This window comes from Arthrobacter sp. 10T44 (assembly GCF_056393885.1).
Genome location: NZ_JBFTGT010000001.1, coordinates 193516 through 216543, shown reverse-complemented (window position 1 = coordinate 216543; position 23028 = coordinate 193516). Strand labels below are relative to the sequence as shown.

Annotated in this window: 25 protein-coding genes; 16 read left to right on the top strand and 9 right to left on the bottom strand. The window is 67.4% G+C overall.

What is annotated here, in order from left to right; all coding sequences use genetic code 11:
- Positions 1 to 5 precede the first annotated feature (5 nt).
- From typA to AC1DBL_RS00965, 3 genes are all read left to right on the top strand, one after another.
- Positions 6 to 1934 carry a translational GTPase TypA gene (gene typA, locus AC1DBL_RS00975; RefSeq protein WP_441417163.1) on the top strand — a complete coding sequence of 643 codons (1929 nt, stop codon included), beginning with the start codon at positions 6 to 8 and terminating at the stop codon, positions 1932 to 1934.
- Positions 1935 to 1961: 27 nt separating this feature from the next.
- On the top strand, positions 1962 to 2339 hold the full coding sequence (locus AC1DBL_RS00970) for a hypothetical protein (protein ID WP_476908509.1): 378 nt from the start codon (positions 1962 to 1964) through the stop codon (positions 2337 to 2339).
- Positions 2340 to 2720: 381 nt separating this feature from the next.
- Positions 2721 to 3530: a type IV toxin-antitoxin system AbiEi family antitoxin domain-containing protein gene (locus AC1DBL_RS00965; RefSeq protein WP_476908510.1), complete on the top strand. Its 810-nt coding sequence runs from the start codon at positions 2721 to 2723 to the stop codon at positions 3528 to 3530.
- A gap of 472 nt (positions 3531 to 4002) precedes the next feature.
- Here AC1DBL_RS00965 and AC1DBL_RS00960 read toward each other — a convergent pair whose 3' ends face one another.
- Entirely contained in the window at positions 4003 to 4251 is a 249-nt protein-coding gene (locus AC1DBL_RS00960) for a putative acetyltransferase (protein ID WP_476892188.1), read from the bottom strand.
- 152 nt (positions 4252 to 4403) lie between these two features.
- Here AC1DBL_RS00960 and fdxA point away from each other — a divergent pair, with 152 nt between their 5' ends.
- The 5 genes from fdxA (at position 4404) to AC1DBL_RS00935 (ending at position 8802) form a co-directional block, all read left to right on the top strand.
- On the top strand, positions 4404 to 4730 hold the full coding sequence (gene fdxA / locus AC1DBL_RS00955; RefSeq protein ID WP_056737938.1) for a ferredoxin: 327 nt from the start codon (positions 4404 to 4406) through the stop codon (positions 4728 to 4730).
- 12 nt (positions 4731 to 4742) lie between these two features.
- On the top strand, positions 4743 to 5891 hold the full coding sequence (dapC, locus tag AC1DBL_RS00950) for a succinyldiaminopimelate transaminase (protein ID WP_476908511.1): 1149 nt from the start codon (positions 4743 to 4745) through the stop codon (positions 5889 to 5891).
- Positions 5892 to 6122: 231 nt separating this feature from the next.
- On the top strand, positions 6123 to 7304 hold the full coding sequence (locus AC1DBL_RS00945) for a citrate synthase (protein WP_476925300.1): 1182 nt from the start codon (positions 6123 to 6125) through the stop codon (positions 7302 to 7304).
- A 165-nt stretch (positions 7305 to 7469) separates the two neighbouring features.
- Positions 7470 to 8132, top strand: a complete 663-nt coding sequence (locus AC1DBL_RS00940) for a TetR/AcrR family transcriptional regulator (protein WP_476892189.1) — start codon at positions 7470 to 7472, stop codon at positions 8130 to 8132.
- Positions 8133 to 8190: 58 nt separating this feature from the next.
- Positions 8191 to 8802 carry a hypothetical protein gene (locus AC1DBL_RS00935; RefSeq protein WP_441417169.1) on the top strand — a complete coding sequence of 204 codons (612 nt, stop codon included), beginning with the start codon at positions 8191 to 8193 and terminating at the stop codon, positions 8800 to 8802.
- A gap of 14 nt (positions 8803 to 8816) precedes the next feature.
- Here the strand turns inward: AC1DBL_RS00935 and AC1DBL_RS00930 are convergent, their stop codons facing one another.
- Together AC1DBL_RS00930 and dapD are read right to left on the bottom strand one after the other, a co-directional pair.
- Positions 8817 to 9668, bottom strand: coding sequence for a hypothetical protein (locus AC1DBL_RS00930; RefSeq protein ID WP_476892190.1), 852 nt, complete (start codon positions 9666 to 9668; stop codon positions 8817 to 8819).
- Between the two features lie 81 nt (positions 9669 to 9749).
- The gene (gene dapD / locus AC1DBL_RS00925) at positions 9750 to 10760 is read right to left on the bottom strand and encodes a 2,3,4,5-tetrahydropyridine-2,6-dicarboxylate N-succinyltransferase (protein WP_476892191.1); all 1011 of its coding nucleotides are present in this window, start codon (positions 10758 to 10760) and stop codon (positions 9750 to 9752) included.
- Between the two features lie 71 nt (positions 10761 to 10831).
- Between dapD and dapE the strand changes: the two genes are divergently transcribed.
- Positions 10832 to 11956, top strand: coding sequence for a succinyl-diaminopimelate desuccinylase (gene dapE, locus AC1DBL_RS00920; RefSeq protein WP_476925299.1), 1125 nt, complete (start codon positions 10832 to 10834; stop codon positions 11954 to 11956).
- A gap of 105 nt (positions 11957 to 12061) precedes the next feature.
- On the opposite strand, the gene AC1DBL_RS00915 is transcribed toward dapE, so the two are convergent.
- The 4 genes from AC1DBL_RS00915 to AC1DBL_RS00900 all read right to left on the bottom strand — a co-directional run bounded on the left by AC1DBL_RS00915 (position 12062) and on the right by AC1DBL_RS00900 (position 15371).
- Positions 12062 to 12898: an amino acid ABC transporter permease gene (locus tag AC1DBL_RS00915; protein ID WP_441417173.1), complete on the bottom strand. Its 837-nt coding sequence runs from the start codon at positions 12896 to 12898 to the stop codon at positions 12062 to 12064.
- Positions 12895 to 13545 carry an amino acid ABC transporter permease gene (locus AC1DBL_RS00910; RefSeq protein ID WP_441417174.1) on the bottom strand — a complete coding sequence of 217 codons (651 nt, stop codon included), beginning with the start codon at positions 13543 to 13545 and terminating at the stop codon, positions 12895 to 12897. The genes AC1DBL_RS00915 and AC1DBL_RS00910 overlap by 4 nt, the downstream gene beginning before the upstream one ends.
- Positions 13546 to 13645: 100 nt before the next feature.
- On the bottom strand, positions 13646 to 14527 hold the full coding sequence (locus AC1DBL_RS00905) for a glutamate ABC transporter substrate-binding protein (RefSeq protein ID WP_441417175.1): 882 nt from the start codon (positions 14525 to 14527) through the stop codon (positions 13646 to 13648).
- An 88-nt stretch (positions 14528 to 14615) separates the two neighbouring features.
- Positions 14616 to 15371 (bottom strand): amino acid ABC transporter ATP-binding protein, encoded by a 756-nt coding sequence (locus AC1DBL_RS00900; protein ID WP_441417176.1) that lies wholly within the window; start codon positions 15369 to 15371, stop codon positions 14616 to 14618.
- 161 nt (positions 15372 to 15532) lie between these two features.
- Here AC1DBL_RS00900 and AC1DBL_RS00895 point away from each other — a divergent pair, with 161 nt between their 5' ends.
- From AC1DBL_RS00895 to AC1DBL_RS00880, 4 genes are all read left to right on the top strand, one after another.
- Positions 15533 to 16453 (top strand): LOG family protein, encoded by a 921-nt coding sequence (locus AC1DBL_RS00895; protein ID WP_476925298.1) that lies wholly within the window; start codon positions 15533 to 15535, stop codon positions 16451 to 16453.
- 35 nt (positions 16454 to 16488) lie between these two features.
- A complete protein-coding gene (locus AC1DBL_RS00890; protein WP_476925297.1) occupies positions 16489 to 16896 on the top strand; it encodes a DivIVA domain-containing protein in 408 nt (135 codons plus the stop codon).
- Positions 16897 to 16901: 5 nt separating this feature from the next.
- Positions 16902 to 18218, top strand: a complete 1317-nt coding sequence (locus AC1DBL_RS00885) for a hypothetical protein (protein ID WP_476925545.1) — start codon at positions 16902 to 16904, stop codon at positions 18216 to 18218.
- Between the two features lie 225 nt (positions 18219 to 18443).
- Positions 18444 to 18611, top strand: coding sequence for a DUF3117 domain-containing protein (locus AC1DBL_RS00880; protein WP_079550332.1), 168 nt, complete (start codon positions 18444 to 18446; stop codon positions 18609 to 18611).
- Positions 18612 to 18676: 65 nt separating this feature from the next.
- Here AC1DBL_RS00880 and AC1DBL_RS00875 read toward each other — a convergent pair whose 3' ends face one another.
- Positions 18677 to 19309: an O-methyltransferase gene (locus AC1DBL_RS00875; RefSeq protein ID WP_476925296.1), complete on the bottom strand. Its 633-nt coding sequence runs from the start codon at positions 19307 to 19309 to the stop codon at positions 18677 to 18679.
- Positions 19310 to 19544: 235 nt separating this feature from the next.
- On the opposite strand from AC1DBL_RS00875, the gene sigE reads away from it, so the two are divergent.
- The 3 genes from sigE (at position 19545) to AC1DBL_RS00860 (ending at position 21831) form a co-directional block, all read left to right on the top strand.
- Positions 19545 to 20180, top strand: a complete 636-nt coding sequence (gene sigE, locus AC1DBL_RS00870) for an RNA polymerase sigma factor SigE (protein WP_175321762.1) — start codon at positions 19545 to 19547, stop codon at positions 20178 to 20180.
- Between the two features lie 8 nt (positions 20181 to 20188).
- Positions 20189 to 21352, top strand: a complete 1164-nt coding sequence (locus AC1DBL_RS00865; protein ID WP_476925295.1) for an anti-sigma factor family protein — start codon at positions 20189 to 20191, stop codon at positions 21350 to 21352.
- Between the two features lie 101 nt (positions 21353 to 21453).
- Positions 21454 to 21831 carry a twin-arginine translocase TatA/TatE family subunit gene (locus tag AC1DBL_RS00860; RefSeq protein WP_441417181.1) on the top strand — a complete coding sequence of 126 codons (378 nt, stop codon included), beginning with the start codon at positions 21454 to 21456 and terminating at the stop codon, positions 21829 to 21831.
- Positions 21832 to 21864: 33 nt separating this feature from the next.
- Here AC1DBL_RS00860 and AC1DBL_RS00855 read toward each other — a convergent pair whose 3' ends face one another.
- On the bottom strand, positions 21865 to 23016 hold the full coding sequence (locus AC1DBL_RS00855; RefSeq protein ID WP_476925294.1) for an Mrp/NBP35 family ATP-binding protein: 1152 nt from the start codon (positions 23014 to 23016) through the stop codon (positions 21865 to 21867).
- Positions 23017 to 23028: the final 12 nt, after the last annotated feature.

Below are 23028 nucleotides of genomic sequence, written 5' to 3'. Positions count from 1 at the left end.
AACGCATGTCTGAAACCACCACCAACACTGCGGTAGCCACTGCATCGCGCAGTGACCTGCGCAACGTCGCGATCGTGGCCCACGTTGACCACGGCAAGACCACTCTGGTCGACGCCATGCTCAAGCAGACCAACTCCTTTGCCGAGCACAACCACCTCGAAGACCGTGTCATGGACTCCGGTGACCTGGAACGCGAAAAGGGCATCACTATCCTGGCCAAGAACACCACGGTGGCCTACAACGGTCCGTCCTCGCACGGTGAGACCATCACGATCAACGTGATCGACACCCCCGGCCACGCCGACTTCGGCGGTGAGGTCGAGCGCGGCCTGTCCATGGTCGACGGCGTCGTCCTCCTCGTCGACGCCTCTGAGGGCCCACTGCCCCAGACCCGCTTCGTGCTGCGCAAGGCCCTCGCCGCGCACCTCCCGGTGATCCTGTTGGTCAACAAGACCGACCGCCCCGACGCCCGGATCGAGGAAGTCGTCCACGAGTCCATGGACCTGCTCCTTGGCCTGGCCTCCGACCTCGCCGACGAAGTTCCGGACCTGGACCTGGACAAGATCCTCAACGTTCCGGTCGTCTACGCCGCCGCCAAGGTCGGCCGCGCTTCGCTCGAGCAGCCCGCTGACGGCACCGCTCCGGAGAACGAGGACCTGGAGCCGCTGTTCCAGACCATCATCGACCACATCCCGGCGCCGACCTACAACCCGAACGGTGTGCTGCAGGCGCACGTCACCAACCTTGACGCCTCCCCGTTCCTTGGCCGCCTCGCCCTGCTGCGTATCTACAACGGCACCCTGCGCAAGGGCCAGACCGTGGCCTGGGCTCGCGCCAACGGTGAGCTGAAGAACGTCAAGATCACTGAGTTGCTCGCCACCAAGGCACTGGACCGCGTCCCGGCCGAGTCCGCGGGCCCGGGCGAGATTGTCGCCGTCGCCGGCATCGAGGAAATCACCATCGGTGAGACCCTGACCGACGCCGAGAACCCGCAGCCGCTGCCGCTGATCACGGTGGATGACCCCGCCATCTCCATGACCATCGGTATCAACACTTCGCCGCTGGCCGGCAAGGTCAAGGGCGCGAAGGTCACCGCACGCCAGGTCAAGGATCGCCTCGATAAGGAACTGATCGGTAACGTCTCGATCAAGGTGCTCCCCACCGAGCGTCCGGATGCCTGGGAAGTCCAGGGCCGTGGCGAGCTCGCGCTGGCCATCCTGGTCGAGCAGATGCGCCGCGAAGGCTTCGAGCTGACTGTGGGCAAGCCGCAGGTTGTCACCAAGACCATCGACGGCAAGATCCACGAGCCGATGGAGCACATGACCATCGACGTGCCGGAAGAGTACCTCGGCGCCGTCACCCAGCTCATGGCAGCCCGCAAGGGCCGCATGACCAACATGGCCAACCACGGCACCGGCTGGTGCCGCATGGAATTCATCGTTCCGGCCCGTGGCCTGATCGGCTTCCGCACCAAGTTCCTCACGGACACCCGTGGCGCCGGCATCGCCGCCTCCATCTCCGAAGGCTACGAGCCGTGGGCCGGCCCGATCGAGTACCGCACCAACGGTTCGATGATCGCCGACCGCGCCGGTGTTGTGACCCCGTTCGCCATGATCAACCTGCAGGAGCGTGGCTCCTTCTTCGTCAAGCCCACCTCCGAGGTCTATGAGGGCATGATCGTCGGCGAGAACTCCCGCGCCGATGACATGGACGTCAACATCACCAAGGAAAAGAAGCTCACCAACATGCGTGCCGCTTCCTCGGACACCTTCGAGAACCTGACGCCGCCGCGCGACCTGACCCTCGAAGAGTCCCTCGAATTCGCCCGCGAAGACGAGTGCGTCGAGGTCACCCCGGAGTCGATCCGCATCCGCAAGGTCATCCTCGACACCAACGAGCGGGCCAAGTCCAACCGCGCCCGCGCCAAGGTCTAATCCCGGTCTCCCGGCTTCGGCTGAGACGTGACTAAGAGAGCTGCCGGAAGGGCAGGCGGTATTGCCGCCGCCCTTCCGGCAGCTCTTTTTGTTGCCCTGGCTGGCACCGCGCTGCACCGGCAGCATCTGGCAGTGGCCGGCGTCGACCTTCCCTGGGGCGCTGTCGCCGCGCTGGTCCTGCTGGCGTCCGTGGAGCTGCTGCTCGGGACCGCCTTCCGTTCCCTCGTCCCGACGGCGGTCTGCGGTGCGGGATGCTACGCGCTGACAGGCTGGTGGTCCACCCTCGAGGTAGGCAAGCGTCTGATCATCGGGGACCTCGCCGGGAATCTCTGGATCTTCGGCGCGGGCGCGGTCACAGTGGCCATGCTCGTCTGGTGCCGCCGCTACGCACGGCGCGCGGGGTAGCGGAGCCGGACCCACGGTGGACATGCCCATCCTCCGCTCCCCGGGGTGGACATGCCCATCCTCCGCACCTGCCCCCTTGGGACATGCCCATCCTCCGCTCCCCGGGGTGGACATGCCCATCCTCCGCACCTGCCCCCTTGGGACATGCCCATCCTTCGGCCGCTGGGATGGACATATCCGCACTATGTCCACCGATCGGGCCCGGCAGCGGACATGTCCCGTGCTGAGCAATGGACATGCCCAGTCCGGGCCTGCCAACGGACATGTCCCGATCCCGCCGGTGGACATGCCCAACGGCGGCGCCTACCAACGGACATGCACTTGTGCACATACCGGAAAAAGGGGCTGCTCCGGGGCGGTCGGCACAGAGATCATGGGCCCATGGTCAAAGTCAGTGAAGTCATGTCCAAGTACGACGGTGTGGTCCGAGCCAAGCATCTCGCGGCGGCAGGAATATCCAGCTTCCAGCTCAACGCCGCCCTCGCCAACGGAAGTGTCGCCCGGGTCGCCCGCGGGGTATATGCAATACCGGGCGCGGATCCGCAACTGGTCGCCATCCGTTCCCTGCCCGCCGAGCCCGCCTGTGTCAGTGCCGCGCACTTTAGTGGACTTTGGGTGCTCGAAACGCCCAAGCATCCGCATGTAGCGCTGCCCCACAGCCGCAGTTACCCGGGCTTTGTCTGCCACCGGTCTGCGGCACCGCCGACACTGCTGGACACCGTGGTCCAAAGCCTGCGCTGCCTGCCGGAACTGGACGGCCTGGCACTCGCCGAATCCGCCATCGTCCTCAAGGGCCTTCCGCTATCAGCGCTTCGACAGCGGCTGGCCGGCCGAAGCGACGCCCGGGAGCGCAGAATTGCTGCGGCTATCGTTCCGCAGTCGCAGTCGGTCATCGAGTGCATGGCGCGGTTCCTGCTGCGACAGGCGGGCTTTCATGTTGAGTCGCAGGTGAACATCCCCGGAATGGGCCACCTGGACCTCATGGTGGACGGCCGGCTCGGGATTGAGACCGACGGTGCCGGGTTTCACATGGACCGCGCAAGTTTCGAAGAAGACCGACGGCGGTGGAATGTCACTGTCCGGTTGGGCGTACCCACCCTGGTCGTGACCTACCCTCTGCTCAAGTACCGTCCTCAGGAATTCATAGCCATGGTCCGTGAGGCATTGAACCGGCTCTCAGCGGCCGCTTGACGCCGGTCGTCCGGGCCGAGCAAAGCAGCTCGCAGGATGTGTGCACCCCTGCCGGCACTGGACTTGTCCGCGTTGCAGCATCGTCGATGGACATGTTCCGCGCTCGGTCGGGCGCGGGACGGACATGCTCCGTGCGCGCGGCCGGCAATGGACATATGGACAATATGTCCATTGCCCGGCTCTAGGCGAGGACATGTCCGTCGGCGACCGCGGAGAATGAGCGTGCTCCCCGCTCCCGGCCAAGGCTGGACACATGGGCAGTATGTCCATTGCTCGAAGCTAGGGGTGGGCATGTTCCGCGGGGGGCGGGTGGGCTCGCAACGGGCATGCTCCCCGCTTCCCGTCAGGGATGGACGTATACGTGTTATGTCCATTGCTCAGTGCAGGCGGTGGGCATGTCCGGCGGGGCGTGCAGGCGGTGGGCATGTCCGGCGGGGCGGGCAGGGGGGGTGGGCATGTCCGGCGGCCGGGGCTACGGTTGGGCGTGTCCCCGGGGCCGGCGGGGCGGTGCGGGCGGGACTTCCTTGGCCGCCACGACGAGCCGGAGCGGGATGACGACGTCGGCGCGCCGGGTGCGGACGGTGCAGCCGCCGTCGGCCTTCCCCACGAGGTCGCCGATCGCGTCCGTGAGGCCTCCCTCGATCCGGTACCGCACCACCACGCGGGTGCCCAGGGGCGCGTCTGAGAGGAACTGCTGCGGCTGGGGGATCGGTGAACTCACCCGTTCATAGTAGGACGCGCGGGCTCTGTGACGCCCGGCTAGGTTCGCGGGATCAGACTGGGAGATAATAGGCTCGGAAGTCAGTAGCCCGGCGCTCAGGCCGGGAGCAAGATCCGGCGGGACGCCGGAACCAACGTGGAGAGGCCAGGGACGTGACGTACGTAATCGCGCAGCCGTGTGTAGATGTCAAAGATAAGGCATGTATTGAAGAGTGCCCCGTCGATTGCATCTACGAGGGTGAGCGCTCCCTGTACATCCACCCGGACGAGTGCGTGGACTGCGGTGCCTGCGAGCCGGTCTGCCCCGTCGAAGCCATCTACTACGAGGACGACACCCCCGAGGAGTGGGCCGACTACTACAAGGCCAACGTTGAGTTCTTCGACGTGCTCGGTTCGCCGGGTGGCGCCGCCAAGATCGGCAACACCCACACGGACCACCCGATGATCGCCGCCCTGCCCCCGCAGAACCAAGACAACTAGGACGGCGCTCCGGTGACTTCTGCGGTGCGCAGCTTCGGCCTCAGCCTGCCCGACTACCCGTGGGAAGCCATGGCCCCGTATCTCGCGCGGGCCGCGGCGCACCCGGGGGGCGTAGCCAACCTCTCGATCGGCACCCCGGTGGATGACACGCCGGCCCTGGTGCAGGAGGCGCTCCGGGCGGCGGCCAATGCGCCCGGCTACCCGACGGTGCACGGCACCCAGGCGCTCCGGGAAGCGATCGCTGCCTGGTTCGACCGGCGCCGCGGCGTCCCCGGACTGGACCCGCGGAACGTGATGCCCACCGTCGGGTCCAAGGAGCTCGTGGCCTGGCTGCCGTTCCTGCTCGGACTCAGGGCCGGCGACGTCGTGGTCCGCCCGACCGTCGCGTACCCCACCTACGACATCGGGGCCACCTTCGCCGGCGCCGAGCACGTGGCCGCGGACGACCTCGACGAACTCGACGCCGACACCCGCTCGCGCGTCCGGCTCGTCTGGATTAACTCCCCGGCCAATCCAACCGGCAGCGTGCGTGACGTCGCGTCGCTGCAGCGGATCGTCGGCCAGGCGCGGGAACTTGGTGCCGTGGTCGCCTCCGACGAGTGCTACGCCGAACTTGGCTGGGGCGAATGGGACGTCCAGCGCGGCGGCGAGCCGGTCCCCAGCATCCTTGACCCCCGGGTGGCCGGGGACTCCCATGAGGGCCTCCTGGCGGTCTACTCGCTGAGCAAACAGTCCAACCTCGCCGGCTACCGCGCCGCTTTCGTGGCCGGCGACGGCGCGATCATGGCCAACCTGGTGAACAGCCGCAAACACGCGGGCATGATCGTGCCGTACCCGGTCCAGGAGGCCATGCGGGTGGCCCTCGGCGACGACGCCCACGTGGCGGCGCAAAAGGACCTGTACCGCGGCCGGCGCGAACGGATCGTCCCGGCACTGGAGCGTTTCGGGCTGGACATCCGTGAATCCCGCGCCGGACTGTACCTCTGGGCCACGGCGGGCGAGGCGACCTGGGACACCGTGGGCAGGCTCGCCGACCGTGGAATCGTCGTCGGTCCCGGTGTCTTCTACGGGGACGCCGGCAACGGCTTCATCCGGGTGGCGCTCACTGCCAGTGACGAGCGGATCGACGCCGCCGTCGAGCGGCTGGCTACGGGACCGTAACAATGCTGTGAGGAGGGCCACAAGATGCGGGATTTGGTCGCCTTGGAATCGCCTCGGATTAGTGCCACCCGCGAACTGACGGTAGTTTTTAACTGACTATCAATGGTGGCTTTCCACAAGAAGGCAGCGCAGCCGTTGGAATCCGTGTCCAGATACAGGTTCCGTGGGCGGCTTCACCAGATGTTGGATCAAGCTTTCAACAGGGGCCCAGACGCCTCATGAGGAGAATCCATGACTGAGACCACCAGCGCAACCCTGCGTCACGCGGGCGGCGAGCTCGAGCTCCCGCGCATCAAGGTTGTTGAAGGAAACGAAGGCTACGACGTTTCCAAGCTGCTGAAGCAGACCGGCGCCGTTGCCTTCGACCCCGGTTTCATGAACACCGCGGCCACCACCTCGGCCATCACCTACATTGACGGTGACGCCGGCATCCTGCGCTACCGGGGCTACCCGATCGAGCAGCTCGCCCAGCACTCCAGCTTCCTGGAAGTTTCCTACCTGCTGATCTACGGCAACCTGCCGACGCCGGCCGAGCTGGAAGCGTTCGACCAGCGGATCCGCCACCACACCCTGCTGCACGAGGAGCTCAAGGGCTTCTTCAGCGGCTTCCCGCGCGACGCCCACCCGATGCCGGTGCTGTCCTCCGCCGTGTCCGCCCTGTCCACCTTCTACCAGGACTCGCTGGACCCGTTCAACGCCGAGCAGGTTGAGGTTTCCACCTACCGGCTGCTGGCCAAGATGCCGGTTATCGCCGCCTACGCCCTGAAGAAGTCCGTCGGCCAGCCCATGCTGTACCCGGACAACTCCCACAACCTCGTGGAGAACTTCCTGCGCCTGAGCTTCGGCCTCCCGGCCGAGCAGTACGAGGTGGACCCGGTGGTCGCCAAGGCACTGGACCTGCTGCTGATCCTGCACGCGGACCACGAGCAGAACTGCTCCACCTCCACGGTCCGGCTGGTCGGCTCCTCCAACGCCAACCTCTTCGCCTCCGTCTCCGCCGGCATCAACGCGCTCTTCGGCCCCGCCCATGGCGGCGCCAACGAGGCCGTGCTCAAGATGCTCCGCCAGATCCAGGCCGACGGCATCAAGCCCGAGGACTACATGGAGAAGGTCAAGAACAAGGAAGACGGCGTCCGCCTGATGGGCTTCGGGCACCGGGTCTACAAGAACTACGACCCGCGCGCCAAGATCGTCAAGGCCACCGCCCACGAGATCCTCAGCAAGCTCGGCGGCAACGACGAGCTGCTTGAGATCGCGCTCCGCCTCGAGGAGAAGGCGCTGCAGGATGACTACTTCATCGAGCGCAAGCTCTACCCGAACGTGGACTTCTACACTGGCCTGATCTACAAGGCCATGGGCTTCCCGCGCCAGCTCTACACGGGAGAGCCGGAACGGAATTACCCTTCGGTCTAGGCTCGAAGCCGCTAACGACGCCGGCCGCGCMCCTCAAGCATGAGGTGCGCGGCCGGCGTCGTTGTCGGGGAAGTCCGTGGTACTGGAGTGTATGGTGCTGGAGTTGCGGGTGTGACCGGCGTGGGCAACTCGGGTGGGGGGGCACATCCGTGCTAAAAAGGAGCAATGCCCAAATTTGTCGACGCTGCATTGCGGCGCCAGGAAGTTGTCGAAGCCGTCTTCAGGATTGTCGCGGCGGACGGGCTGGAACGGGCCTCCCTCCGCGAAGTAGCGGACGAAGCCGATCTGGCGGTGGGCTCGGTGCGGCACTACTTTGCCAGCAGCGACGAACTCCTGGCGCACTCCTTCGGCGTCGTGGTGGACCGCATCGCCGGCCGGCTCGACGCCGCCGAGGACCGGCTGGCGGAAACCGCCCCTGGCTCGGCCGAGCACCGGCGAGGCGTGTTAACCCTGCTGGGGGAACTGCTGCCGCTGGATGAGGAGCGGGCCGTGGATGCCTGCGTCTGGATGGCCTTCAAGAACGCGGCCCGGACCAAGCCATTCCTCGCCGCGGAAGCCGACCGCAGCCACCGCACGGTGGCAGCCGTCGTGGGCCGGTTGATGATGGACCTGGCCACGGCCGACGGCACGGCCGCCGTCGACGGCACAGACGGCACGGAGGTGCCGGGGCAGCAGCGGCTCGTCACCGAGGCCGAGCGGCTGCTGGCGACCCTGGACGGACTTACCATGCACGCTTTGCTGCAGCCGGAATGGATGACGGCGCAAATGTGCCACGATGTACTGGAAGCCCATCTGGCGAGCCTGGACCGCCGCGCTGCCAGCCATTAACGTGCGCTACCTTCAGGAATAGACTGGATAAGTACGTCATGCCAAGGGAGGCAATCGGATGCACCACACAGGCGGTCCCGGCTGGCGAATCACCATGGACACCTCAGGTCCCATGCTCATAGCGCTTTACGTCCGCGACGCGGCCGGCCTGGACACCGCGGGCCACCCCGCACTCTCCCACGTGGCACCGAAAATCCGTTCCTCCGACCATACGCACCTGATTGACGAGGTCGGCGGCATGCCGGCCCTCAAGACCGAGTGGGAAGCCTGGTGGGCGCAGATCCTGAAGGCCCACCCGGAGATGGAGCCCGAGCTTGGTCCGCCTGGCTTCCGGGCCTTCGGTAACTCGCCGGCCCTCCGGCGCGTGCTGCAGGCGCACTTCGGCGCCGCCCTCAGCTGGGCCCGGGAACGCCGCGGGGAGTATCTTGCCCTCGAAGCCGAGCGGGACGCCAGCGGGGCCAACCAGGTGCTCGCCGACATGGTCGATGACCGGCTGCTGGAAGTCGGCCGGGCCGCGCGCGACTTCGAACTGACCATCATCGAGCTTCCGCTCGCCGAGCCCCGGGCCTGGTACCTGGAGCCGGACAAGATCATCATGAGCTCGGCCTTGCTGTCCGAACCGGAGCTCTTCCGCAGCTACGTCCAGCCGGTTGTCGAACTGCTGGTCTGAGCGGGGCCCGGCAGCTACGACGCGGGTTTATCGGCAACCGTAATGGTGACCTGCCCCTCAGGCCCTTCTGCGGTTTGCCAGCCCTTGTGGGACACCCTGGTCCAGCCCTGCCCGTCAACCCGCACCTCCGTGACGGACAAGGCCTTGGCGTTGGCCACCGCCCACTGCGCCACTGCCCACGCCTCGCTGCCCTGGACCTGGATGGTCAGCGTCCGGCCGGCCGCCGTCGCCGGGATGCTCCCGAAAGCCGCCAGCAGGCGCTGGCGGACCTGCCCGGCGGCCCCGGCGGCATCCGGCTTGCGCAGCGAGCAATCGACGCCCTGCGGGGTGTACCCGGTCAGCGCCGAGGCGAAGGCCCGGGCCATCGGCTCATGCTGGGCATAGGCGCCCGGGTACGCTGAACGCTGGACCCGCTGCGCGGCCTCCGTGATGGGAAGCGATTCGTAGCCCGGGATCTTCACCAGCGCATCGTAGAAGGCGTTTGTGGCGTGGTACGGGTCCATCACCTGCTGCTCGGTGCCCCAGCCCTGCGACGGCCGTTGCTGGAACAGCCCTCGGGAATCCGGGCCGGCCTGGTCGCCGTGGCCGATGTTGCGCAGCTTCGATTCCTGCATGGAGGTGGCCAGGGCGATGCTGGCTGCGCGTGCCGGCAGCCCGCGCCGGACCGCAATGGCGCTGATCAGGGCGGCATTGGCGGCCTGGTCGGTGGCAAGATCTTCGCCGCCTGCGCCCACCGCCGTGCAGCGCTCCGTGATCAGCGTTTCGGAGCGCTGCAGGAATCCCACCGCCGTGTAGATGGCCCCCGCCACCATCGCCAGGGTCAGCAACAGCACGATCCGACGGCGCCAGCCACCTCTGCGTGCCACGTAACTACTCCCTCAAGCCCTGACGGGCCGGTTTGTTCTTCAGCCGTTTTGTTCTTCAGCCGGCTGGTTGGCGGCAGCCGCCTAGTTGGCGTGCAGGGCCTCATTGAGCTCGACAGTCTGGCCCTTGCGCGGCAGTACTTCCACCTCGCCGCTGGAGGAGTTGCGGCGGAAGAGCAGATTCGGGACGCCGGAGAGTTCGACGGCCTTGACGATCCGGCTGGTGTCCTCGCCGTCGGCGTCCTTCGGCCCGATCACCCGCACCCGGGTTCCGGCCGTGACGTAGAGGCCGGCCTCGACGACGGAGTCGTCGCCGATGCTGATGCCCACGCCGGAGTTGGCGCCGAGCAGGACCCGTTCCCCAAGGGAGATCTTCTCCTTGCCGCCGCCGGAGAGGGTGCCCATGATGGAGGCCCCGCCGCCGACGTCGGAGCCGTCGCCGGCCACCACGCCGGCGGAGATGCGGCCCTCGACCATGGATGTTCCGAGCGTACCGGCGTTGAAGTTTACGAAACCCTCGTGCATGACGGTGGTGCCCTCGGCCAGGTGCGCGCCGAGGCGGACCCGGTCGGCATCGGCGATCCGCACACCGGAGGGGATGACGTAGTCGACCATCCGGGGGAACTTGTCCACGCCGTAGACGGTCACCGCGCCGCGCTTGCGCAGCCGCGCCCGGGTCAGTTCGAAGTCCTCGACGGCGGCCGGGCCGAAGTTGGTCCACACGACGTTGGGCAGCTTGCCGAAAACACCGTCCAGGTTGATGCTGTTCGGCCGCACCAGACGGTGGGAGAGCAGGTGCAGGCGCAGGTACGCGTCCGCGGTGTCGGCAGGCGCCTCGTCAAGGTGGATCTGCGCGAAAACGACCTTTTGTTCGGTGCCACGGTCCGCGTCGGCGCCGTGTGCGGCGATGTCGAGCAGTGACTGGTCCGCGTTCGCGACGTCGCGCAGGTTCTCTGCAGCGGTTCCGAGCGCCGGCGCCGGGAACCAGACGTCCAGCACCGTGGCCGTGCCGTTGCGGGTGGCGATGGTTGCGAGCCCGTAACCGTAGGCGGAGCGGGAGTTGTCGGGCACAGCAGCAGAAGCGGTTTCAGTCATGCGTCAAGTCTATAGACGGCCCCCGCGCTCCCCGAAACCGGTGACGGGGGGCGGGCAGATACAGTGGAACGGTGACTGATCATACTGCCCCCGCCCGCCTGGACCTGCGCCAGGACGTTGCCCTGCTGACCGCGGACATCATCGACATTTTCAGCGTCTCCGGAGAGGAACGCCGCCTGGCTGACGCCGTGGAGCATGCCCTCCGAACCATCCCGCAGCTGGAGCTGACCCGCGACGGCGACGCGATGATCGCCCGCACCAACCTGGGCAGGGCGGAGCGCGTCATTCTCGCCGGACACCTGGACACGGTCCCGCTGCCGACCACCGAGGGAGCGCTGGGCACCGTCCCCTCCTACTGGCCCTCAGGGGCGCCGGGGGAGGGCGTCCTGTACGGGCGAGGCGCCACCGACATGAAGAGCGGCGTCGCGGTGCAGCTCGCGCTGGCAGCGGGCCTGTTCGACGGCGGCGCGGCACCGGATAAGGACGTCACCTTCGTCTTCTATGACCACGAGGAAGTGGAGGGGGTCAAGAGCGGCCTCGGCCGGCTGGTCCGGAACCACGGCGGCCTGCTCGAGGGCGACTTTGCGATCCTGCTGGAACCGACCGACGGGACCGTCGAGGGCGGCTGCAACGGCACCATCCGTTTCGAGGCGACCACCCTCGGTGAGGCGGCCCACTCGGCGCGGGCCTGGATGGGCAGCAACGCCATCCACGCTGCGGCCCCGATCCTGGCCAGGCTGGCCGCCTACCAGCCGCAGACCGTCACCGTGGACGGACTGGACTACCGGGAGAGCCTCAACGCCGTGCGGGTCAACGGCGGGACGGCCGGCAACGTCATTCCGGACCGCTGCGTGGTGGAGATCAACTACCGCTTCGCCCCGGACAAATCCATGCAGCAGGCCGAGGAGCACGTCCGCGAACTGCTCGCCGGCTTCGACCTGGTCCGCACCGACGGAGCGAACGGGGCCCGGCCCGGCCTGAACCACCCCGCCGCCGCGTCCTTCGTCGCCGCCGTCGGCGCGGAGCCGAAGCCGAAGTACGGCTGGACCGACGTCGCGCGTTTCAGCGAGCTCGGCGTCCCCGCCGTGAACTTCGGGCCGGGCGATGCGCTGCTGGCGCACAAGGACGACGAGCACGTCGACGCCGACGCGATCCGCGAGTGCCTGCGGGCGCTGCGGAGCTGGCTGGGAGTATAGCCGGCCGGGACCAATTCGCCGCTGGCCCGTCCGGGAAAAACGCAGGAGGTCCGGAACCCGACTGGGTTCCGGACCTCCTGCGTTTGTACTGGCGGCTGGTACCGGCTACTTGGCCGGTGCGACTCCGGCGACCGGGACGTGGGCCATGCCGCCGGCGGCCTTCTTGGAACCGCGCTTCTCGATCCAGATGGCGATGCGGGAGACTGCCAGGTTGATCGCGATGTAGATCGCGGCGGCCACGAAGAACACCGGGAAGAGGAACTGCGGACCCAGGAAGTCCGCCATGACCTGCACCGCGCGCAGGAGCTCGCCGTAGGCCACGATGTATCCGAGCGAGGTGTCCTTGAGCAGGACAACCAGCTGCGCCACGAGCGAGGGGAGCATGCGGCGGATGGCCTGGGGCAGCTCGATGGTCAGCCGGGACTGGAAGCTGGTCAGGCCGATGGCGAGGCCGGCTTCCCGCTGGCCTTTGGGCAGCGACTGGATGCCGGCCCGGATGATTTCGGCGAAGATGGCCGAGTTGTAGAGGACCAGGCCGGCCACGACGGCGATGAAGGAGCTGGTGGCAAAGACGAGCAACACGAACAGCATCATCAGGACCACCGGCATGCCGCGGAGGAACTCCAGGACGATGCGGGTGGGGACACGGATCCAGGCGACGTCGGAGATCCGCATCAGGCACAGCAGCAGGCCCAGGGGGAAGGCGATCACGGCCGAGACCGCGGCGGCGCTCAGCGTGGCACCGATGCCGTTGGCGATCAGCGTCCAAACGTCGGCCTGGCCGAAGATGGCCCACCGCTGGCCTTCGAAGATGCCCTGCTGGGCCAGGGTCATTACGGCCAGGACCAGGAGCGCGCCGATCACAATGACGCCGATGACCGAACCGATCAGGGAAACGCGGCGGGCCTTGGGACCCGGGACGTCGTAGAGAACTGAGGTCATCGTGCGATCGCCACCTTTCGTTCAACCACGTTGGCGAGGTAGCCAAGCGGGACGGTTATCAGCAGGTAGAAGAACGCGACGCCCACCAGGACCCACATGACGGCATCGCCGTGGTCGTTGGCGAGCTGCTTGCCGTAGCCGAAGAGCTCCAGCACATAGAACGCGCCGGCCACGGAGGAGTTCTTCACCAGGGCGATCAGGATATTGATCAAGGGCGGGATGACCGTGCGCAGGGCCTGCGGCAGGATGATCAGGGACAGCACCTGGCTGAACTTCATGCCGATGCTGCGGGCGGCCTCGGCCTGGCCCACGGGAACGCTGTTGACGCCGGAGCGGACGGCCTCGGCGATGAAGGCCGAGGTGTAGGCGCTCAGGGCGATGATGGCGGCGACTTCGAACTGCTGGAACGTGACACCCAGGCGGGGCAACACCACGGCGGCGAAGAAGAAAGCGATGGTCAGCGGGGTGTTCCGGACGATCTCCACGTAGGCCATGCTGAAGCCGCGCAGCGCGGCGATGGGGGAGACCCGGGCCGCTGCGAGCAGGGTACCGAAGACAAGGGCGATGATTCCCGAGACCACTGCCAGGAAGAGGGTTCTGAGAAAGCCGTCCCAGTATTGGGGCAGGCTCTCAATGATGACGTCCATAGGTTCCTTCAGCTGCGTTGAGGGGATTCAATCGTTAGCGGGGCTGTGGCGGCCGCCGGGCCGCGAGTGCCGCGGTTTCCGGCGGCCGCCACATCCGGCTTTAGTAGCGGTTGATGGCGGGGAGCTTCGGGGCCGTCTTGATGACGGAGCCCGCGGTGGCTTCCCAGGCCTTCTTGTAGGAGCCATCCTTGTCGAAGGCTTCCAGCTGGTCGTTGATCCAGTTGCGGAAGACCTTGTCGTCCTTCTTCAGGCCAATGCCGTAAGGCTCCTTGGTGAAGGTCTCGTCCGAGGCCAGCTTGAAGGCGTCCGGCTCCTTGTTGACGAATCCGGCGAGGATGACGTTGTCGGTGGTGACGGCTTCAACCTGCTTGTTGCGCAGCGGCTCAAGGCAGGCCGAGTAGGTAGCGGCCGGGACCAGGATTGCTCCGTACTTCTCCACGATGGTAGAGGCAGGGGTGGAACCGGTCACGGAGCAGACCTTCTTGCCCTTGACGTCCTCGGGCTTGGTGATGGAGTTGTTGTCCTTGTTCACCATGAGGGCCTGGCCAGCCTCGTAGTACGGGCCGGCGAAGTCGACTTCGGTCTTGCGCTTGTCGTTGATCGTGTAGGTGGCGACGATGATGTCGACCTTGCCCTGCTTGATGAACTGCTCGCGGTTGGCGGAAACAGTCTCGACCCACTCGATCTTGTCGGCGGGGATGCCCAGCTTCGCGGCGATCAGCTTGCCGATCTCAACGTCGAAACCGACAGGCTTGCCGTCGAGGCCCTTCTGGCCGAACAGCGGCTGGTCGAACTTGGTGCCGATGGTGATCTTGCCGGCAGAAGAAAGCTTTGCCATGGTGCTGTCGGCGGCGAAGCTCGGCTTCTCGGCTACGGGCGGGTTCGTCGTGGAGGAGCTGCCGCCGCAGGCGCTCAGGCTCAACGCCAGAGCTGCGGATGCGGCCACCAGAAGGGATTTCCTTCGGGTCAAAAATGCCATCATGACATTCCTTTCATTGGACGGCCGCCTCGCGGCAGCCTGGGTGCGGAATCTGCGGAATTTCAGTGGTGGTGTGCGGAGCCTTGCCGGCTCAGTGGGTCAGGAGCTTGGACAGGAAGTCTTTGGCCCGATCGCTCTTGGGGTTGGTGAAGAACTCCTCGGGCGTCGCGTCCTCGACGATCTGGCCGTCGGCCATGAAGACCACGCGGTCGGCTGCCTTGCGGGCGAAGCCCATCTCGTGGGTCACCACGATCATCGTCATGCCTTCCTTGGCCAGCTGGATCATGACGTCGAGGACTTCGTTGATCATTTCCGGGTCCAGCGCGGAGGTGGGCTCGTCGAAGAGCATCACCTTCGGCTTCATGGCCAGGGCGCGGGCGATGGCCACGCGCTGCTGCTGGCCGCCGGAGAGCTGGGCCGGCAGCTTCGGTGCCTGGTGTCCGACGCCGACGCGCTCCAGCAGAGCCATGGCGTCCTTGTCGGCCTCGGCCTTGGACACCCCCTTGACCTTGATCGGGCCGAGCGTGACGTTTTCCAGGATCGTTTTGTGCGCGAACAGGTTGAAGGACTGGAAGACCATCCCGACGTCGGCGCGCAGCTTTGCGAGTTCCTTGCCCTCCGCGGGAAGTTCCTTGCCGTCGATCGTGATGACGCCGTCGTCGATGGTCTCGAGGCGGTTGATGGCGCGGCAGAGCGTTGACTTGCCGGAGCCCGAGGGGCCGATGACAACAACGACCTCTCCCTTGCGGACGTTCAGATTGATGTCCTTGAGGACGTGCAACTGGCCGTAATGCTTGTTGACGGCATTTAGGGAGACGAGGGCATCGCCGGGCACTTGAGTAGTCATAAGAAGAATCTAGCGAACATTAGCGGATTATGACCCCAATCACTCGGAGTTGGTCAACATCGTGACCCAAGAGATATCCGCAGGTCAGGGTCGTACCACACCCTCCCGGCGGCCCGCCGCGCCGCGGGGCCGGGCCTTCCGATCCGCGCTAGCCTATGGGCATGAGTACCGAGCAGCAGCCCACGCCAGAGCAGAACCCCGCACCGAACGCCGGGGCCGGGCGGCGGGACGCCCCGCAGGCGAACGGCATCCGGCACAAGGGCCCGTTGGAGCTGCGCCGCAAGGCTGCCAGGGTCACGATGTCGGACCAGACGCTGCTGGACACCAAGGGCCCCGGACAGTTTGTGCACACCGACCCGTGGCGTGTGCTGCGGATCCAGAGCGAATTCGTGGAAGGTTTCGGCGCCCTCGCGGACCTTGGCCCGGCGGTCAGCGTGTTCGGCTCCGCCCGGACGCTGCCGGGCAGCCTCAACTATGAGCTGGCCGTCGACGTGGGCCGCAAACTGGCCGAAGCCGGCCTGGCCGTGATCACCGGCGGCGGTCCCGGGTCCATGGAAGCGGCCAACAAGGGCGCGGTCCAGGGCAACGGGGTGTCGGTAGGCCTGGGGATCGAACTGCCCTTCGAGCAGGGCATGAACCAGTGGGTGGACCTGGGCATCAACTTCCGCTATTTCTTTGCGCGCAAGACCATGTTCGTGAAGTACGCCCAGGGTTTCATTGTCCTTCCCGGCGGCCTCGGCACCCTGGATGAGCTATTCGAGGCCATGGTCCTGGTCCAGACCCGGAAGGTGACTTCCTTCCCGATCGTGCTGATCGGGACCGCCTTCTGGAGCCCGATGCTGGACTGGATCCAGACCACCCTGGTCGCCGAGGGCATGATGGCGGAGGAAGACCTCGACCTGGTGCAGGTCGTTGACGACCCGGCGCTCGCCGTCGAACTCATCGTCGAAGGCGCCGCCCGCCACCGCAACCCGAACGGAACCAACCCCAGCACTGGGAACAACGGCACTGGGAGCAACAGCACTGGGACCAACGGCACTGGAAACGGCAGCTACGGCGCGGCTAACGGCCCGCGGGCCTGAGCAGCCCGCACGGCCGGGTCTGGCACGATGGAGCTGTGAGTTTCTTCCTGGTTTTCGTGGCGACCGTGCTGGCCGCCGTCGCCATCCTCGTCGGCACCGACCTGGTGCCGCGGATCTTCCGCCGCGGCGCCGGCGAACAGCCCTTCAACGACGGCTTCGACGAGCCGGTGGCCTCGCTGCCGGCCGTGCTGCTGCCCGCCGACGCGGACCCGGCCGACGTCGACCGGATCAGGTTCGGCGTCGGGCTGCGCGGCTACCGGATGGACCAGGTGGACCAGGTCCTCGACGAGCTGCGGGACCAGATCGCCCGGAAGGACCGCGAAATCGCCCGGCTCCGCACGGAGCGTGAGGCAACGACGCCGGAACTACCCCCGCTGGAACACCCGCTGCCGGAAGGGGCGCCGGAACGGCACCCGGACCCTGCGCCGGACCCGGCCCCGTGACCCCGGTGGCTCAGGAGGGCCTGAACTCCGCCGTGTGGAGCCGGATTGCGGCCGCCGGCACGCGCGCCGCCCGCTGGCCGTGGTGGCTTCAGGTCGGCGGCATCTACCTTGCCGCGCGGCTGGTCAGCGCCTGCATCTTCATGGCGGCCGCCCTGCACCAGGGCGTGAACCCGTGGTTTCCGGCGAAGCCCGACTACTGGAACTTCATCAACATCTGGGATGCCCGCTGGTACGGCGAGGCCCTGCGGAACGGCTATCCCGCCCAACTGCCGACCGACGACGCCGGCGCGGTGCAGGAAAACACATGGGCCTTCTACCCGCTCTTCCCGCTGCTGGGCCGGACCCTCGCCGGGCTGGCCGGAATCGCGCCCGCCGCCGCGCTCACCGTCATCGCCATGCTCTCCGGACTGGCGGCGGCCCTTGTGGTCTACCGGCTATTCCGGCACAAGGCCACCCACCGCACGGCGCTCTGGGGCACGGTGTACTTCTCCACCTTCCCCGTCTCCCCGGTGCTGCAGGTTCCCTACGCGGAGTCCCTGAATCTCCTACTGCTGGCCGCGGCGCTGCTGCTCGTCCTGCGCCGGCGCTACCTCTGGGCCATGCCGGTGGTGCTTCTGATGTGCCTGTCGCGGCCAACCGGCGTGCCGTTCGCCGCGATGGTCGGGCTGCTGTTCCTGTACCGCGTATACCCGAGCCTCGTCGCGACGGTCCGCGGCCGGCCCCGGACCGGTGCGGTGCACAGCCCCGACCTGGGGATGCCCGCCGCCGGGACCTCCGCCGCCGGGCCGCCCGCCGCCGGGACCCATAGCCCCGGGGAGCTATGGTCGCTGGCCGGCCTTGCCGCCGTCAGCGGCCTGGGGGCGCTGTTGTGGCCCGCGTTTGCCTTCGTCGTCACGGGCGACGTCCAGGCCTACACCAAGACCGAAACGGTGTGGCGCGGGCATGACCTGGTGCCCTTCAAACCCTGGTTCGACACCGGCGTCCAGCTCTTCGGACCCGTCCTGGGGCTGCTGGCGCCGTTCGTCTTCGTGGCCGCCTTTGTCCTGCTCATGATGTCCCGTCCCGTGGCGGCGCTGGGCACGGAGCTGCGACTGTGGTGCGTTTGTTACGTGGGTTATCTGCTGGTGTTCCTGCACCCGCAGACCAGCACCTTCCGGATGCTGCTGCCGCTCTTCCCGCTGGCCCTCGGCGCGGCACTCGTATCCCGCTCCCGCGCCTACCGCGCGACGGTTGTTGTCATGTTTATTCTGCTGCAAATCGTCTGGATCGTGTGGCTTTGGGCGTGGGCCCAATTGCCCGGCGGCGGCGACTATCCGCCGTGACGCCGAACACGTTTTCCTGCCGTAAGCGCGACATTCCCAAGGAGCATAAAAAGTCCATCGATTAGCTACAAGCGCGTAATTACGGGATAATGGGCCGTAAGCAAAGGAAAACCGAGTGTTGAGCCACGGCGGCTGCCATCACGGCCGCCAGGCGTCTTGTTTGACCAAGCGGACACAGCCCGGCCGGGCTGGTAAGTCACGGGACTACTGGAGGGGATATTCCTCATGGCGGCTATGAAACCACGCACCGGCGACGGCCCTATGGAAGTGACCAAAGAGGGCCGCAGCCTGATCATGCGGGTTCCGCTCGAAGGCGGGGGACGGCTTGTGGTCGAACTCAACGCTGCCGAAGCGACAAATCTTAAGGAATGCCTGGTCGGCGTTACCGAATAGCCTTTTCGTCACAGGAAAAGGGGCCCGCAGCCGGTTGGCAGCGGGCCCCTTTCCGGCAGCCCGGGCTATCTCTTGACCGCCACCAGCAAACCGTCGCCGGTGGGCAGCATGGCTGAGGCGAGGCGGTCGTCGTCGCGGATGGATTTGCCGACCTGGCGCAGGACGACGGTGGTTGCCTCGCGGGCCGCGGGGTTGGAGACGCGGTCCTTGTCCAGGGCGTCGTTGACGATCAGCAGGCCGCCGGACTTGAGCAGCCGGACGGCCTGCTCCACGTAGCTGGGGTAGTTGGGCTTGTCCGCGTCGATGAACACCAGGTCATAGGCGCCGTCGGTCAGGCGCGGCAGCACGTCGCCGGCACGGCCGGAAATGGTGCGCGTGCGGTTGGCGGGGCTCCCGGCCTCCTGGAAGGACTCCCGCGCGGCGCGGAGGTGTTCGACGTCGACGTCGATCGTCGTCAGCACCGCCTGCGGCCCCAGGCCCCGCAGGATGCAGACGCCGGAAACGCCGGCCCCGGTGCCGATTTCCACCGCGGTCTGAGCCTTGGAGGCGGCTGCGAGTACGGTCAGGACGGCGCCGACGCCGGGCCCGATCGGGGTGACGCCCAGTTCGAAAGACCGTTCGCGCGCGTGCAACAAGACCTCATCCTCGGCAGGCAGATCTTCTGCGTAGGACCAGCTCGTGGACTTATCGGCGCTCATGGGTATCGCTTTCCGGGCAGGAGGGGAGTGTTTCATACAGCGTACTGTGTCCCGCACGGTCTTCTGCGTTCCGCCGTGGGCGGAAGAACCGGCCACGTCAGGAAATTCCCAGCTTATTTTGAAATGATGGATATCCGCTCATCCGCGTGGTGATCGGCGCCGAATCTAGGGGTGTAGGGGCTTGCAGCAGCAAGTGCCATCCAGGCGTAAGCACCATCCGCGAGGGGAGTGGACAATGTCGGTTGTGGCAGCTGTCCCGGTAACTGACGAGTCCCAGCCCACGGCCGAGGCCGAATGGGTCAGGCCGACGTGGGAAGAGGTGGTGACCAACCACTCCGCCAAGGTCTACCGCCTGGCGTATCGGCTCACGGGCAACAAGTACGACGCCGAGGACCTCACCCAGGAAGTCTTCGTCCGGGTCTTCCGCTCGCTGGACAACTTCAAGCCCGGTACGCTCGACGGCTGGCTGCACCGCATCACCACCAATCTCTTCCTCGACCAGGCCCGGCGTAAGAGCCGGATCCGCTTCGATGCGCTGGCCGAGGACGCCGAGTCGCGCATTCCCGGCCGCGAGCCCGGTCCGGAGCAGAGCTTTGAATTCAACAACCTCGATCTGGACGTGCAGGCCGCCCTCGAGGAGCTCCCGCCGGATTTCCGCGCCGCCGTGGTGCTTTGCGACCTTGAGGGCCTGTCCTATGACGAGGTTGCCGTGGCCCTGGACGTCAAACTCGGCACCGTCCGGTCCCGGATCCACCGCGGCCGGACGATGCTCCGCGAGAAGCTCGCCCACCGCGACCCCAGGCCGCAGCCGGCCGCAAAGCAGTCACTGAAGCCCCGGCTCAAGATGCCCCGCATCGCCGGCCTCCTCTGAACCAGGCAATGGGTCAACTGAAACACTTCCTCGCGGGCCTCACGTGCACGTATTTCGGCCGGAAACCGGGCCGGGTCCGGACGGGCGCGCAGCCGCTCACCGGCAGGGCCCAGGAGCGGCGCCGGAAACACCTTGAGCGGTGCACCGCGTGCCGTGCCCGGCTGCAGCGCGAACGCCAATACCTCGAACGGCTGCGCGGTGCCGCTGTGCCCGCCGCAAGCGAAGATCTGACCGCCCGCCTGCTGGCCCGCACCGGCGTCCTGGCCGCCGGGCAGCAGGATGCGGAGGCGGCTCCCGCGCCCGGTCCGGCCTCGGTTGCGCCGCGGCGGACGCCGCCACAGCAGGGGCGGCCGCTGCGGCTCGCTGTCCAGATCGCCGGCGGCGTGGCTGCCACCGCCGTCCTGATGGGCGGCGCCGCCTACCTCATGGGCAGCGATACGGCGCTGCCCGCCGACGAGGCGTTCACCTCGGCCTTTCCCGGGTCGGGTCCGTCCGGCCCGGCCCTGTCTTCCGAGAGCATCTCGGCGGCCGCGTGGAAGCTCAGCGGCGAGCCGGACGTCACGCCGGCCGGCTCGCTGAGCGCCGAACAGCTCTCCGCACTGCGTGCCCGTGGCTGGACCTGCCCGGAACTGCGGGAGCTGGGCTACCACCTCGTCTGGGCCCGCGGCGGGGTCGCCGACGGCTCGAAACTCCTGGAGCTTCGCCTCACCGACGGCCGGCACTTTGCGACGGTCCTGGAACAACACGCGGACGTCTCCGCCGACCAGCATGGCACGGCCGGCACTGTGCGGCCGACCCCCGGGGCCGCTGGCCCAGCACAGCCTGGCCCAGCACAGCCCGCAGCCTGGCCGCCGGTGAACGTGCTGACCGGGCATCCGGCCACCGAGGACGGCTTCGTTGCCGCCCGGCTGGACGCCGCCGCGGCGGTTGGCCCCGCCGCCCCGGCCGGCTCGCTTTGGATCAACAAAGAGGCGCCCTTCCGCGCCATCTACCGGACGTCCACGGCCACCTTCACGTATATCTCCGAGCTCCCGGCGGAGCAGGCGGACGACGGCGTGGGCGCCCTGGTGCATGCCCATCCCGTTAAGGCCCCGACGGCGCACGGCGCGGAGGGAGTCCCGGCCCGCCTTGAGCGGGGCCTGGAACGGATTGTGGAGCTGCTGGCACGATGACGCACACCATGGCGCCGCACCGTAAGGGGGCCCGTCAGCCAGGCCCGGGCAGCGTTTTCTGGAATCGTCGCGCACAGGACTGAGAGGGTAATCTTCCTAGGGTGCTTGGAATCAACGGACCGGAGTTCATACTTCTGCTGATCATCGGCCTTTTGGTGATCGGACCCAGCAGGCTGCCCGAATACACGCAGAAGCTGGCCAACATCGTCAAGGAAGTCCGGCGGATGGCCTCCGGCGCCCGCGAGCAGATCAAGGAAGAAGTCGGCATCGACATCGACGATGTGGACTGGAAGAAGTACGACCCCCGGCAGTACGACCCCCGCCGGATCATCAAGGAAGCCCTCCTGGAGGACGACACCAAGCCCGTGAGCGCCGGTGCGCCCGCCGCCGTCGCCACCGCCGAAGAGCGCCGGCCGGCCCGGGTCGTTGAGCGGCTGCCGGAGGGCGAGGCTGCGCCGTTCGACTCCGAGGCAACCTAAACAGGACGTCCGGCGGGCCCGGTGCGGCCCGTGTCAGCGGGGCTGGAGGCCCAGCGACATCCCTTTCAGCCCGCGCGGGCTGGCAGCCAGCCTGCCGGCTATGCCCGCCAGGGCCAGCGCTGCCGGAGTTTCGGGCCGGCCAAGCACAAGCGGAACGCCGGTGTCACCGCCTTCGCGAAGCAGGATGTCGAGCGGAATCTGGCCCAGCAGCGGCACGTCGGTGCCAACGGTGGCGGAGAGACGCTCGGCGAGCACGGCGCCTCCGCCGCTGCCGAAGAGTTCCATCCTGCCGCCGTCGGGCATTTCCAGATAGGACATGTTCTCCACGACGCCGGCCACTGACTGGCCGGTCTGGACCGCGATCGCCCCGGCCCGCTCGGCCACGTCGGCCGCCGCGGCCTGGGGAGTGGTCACGACCAGGATCTGCGCCCTGGGCAGCAGCTGGGCCACCGAGATGGCGATGTCGCCCGTGCCCGGCGGCAAGTCCAGGAACAGGGCGTCCAGATCGCCGAAGTAGACGTCGGTGAGGAACTGCTCGAGGGCGCGGTGCAGCATCGGCCCGCGCCAGGCCACCGGCTGGTTGCCCGTGACGAACATGCCGATGGAGATGACCTTGACGCCGTAGGCCACCGGCGGCAGGATCATGTCGTCCACCCGGGTGGGTGCCTGGCTGATGCCCATCAGCGCCGGGACCGAGAAGCCGTACACATCCGCGTCGACGATCCCCACCCGCAGCCCCTGGGCCGCGAGGGCGCAGGCCAGGTTCACGGTCACCGAGGATTTCCCCACCCCGCCCTTGCCGCTCGCCACGGCGTAGACCTTGGTCAGGGAGCCCGGCGCGTTGAACGGGATGCCGCGCGCACCGCCCGGGCCGCGCAACCGCTCCTTGAGCGCATCGCGCTGTTCCTGGGACATGACCTTGAGTTCGACGTCGACGGCGGTGACGCCCGGCACGGCGGCCAGGGCCGCCTCGCAGTCCGCGGTGATGGTGCCGCGCAGCGGGCAGCCCGCAATGGTGAGCAGCACGGCTATCCGTACGTGGCCGGAGCCGGAAATGTCCACGGAATCGACCATGCCGAGTTCGGTGATGGGGCGGCGCAGTTCCGGGTCGATCACGGTGGCCAGTGCGGCGTGCACGGCCTGGTCCAGGGGGAATGCCGGGGTTGATCCCTGCGGGGTGCTCATTGCGGGCTTGGC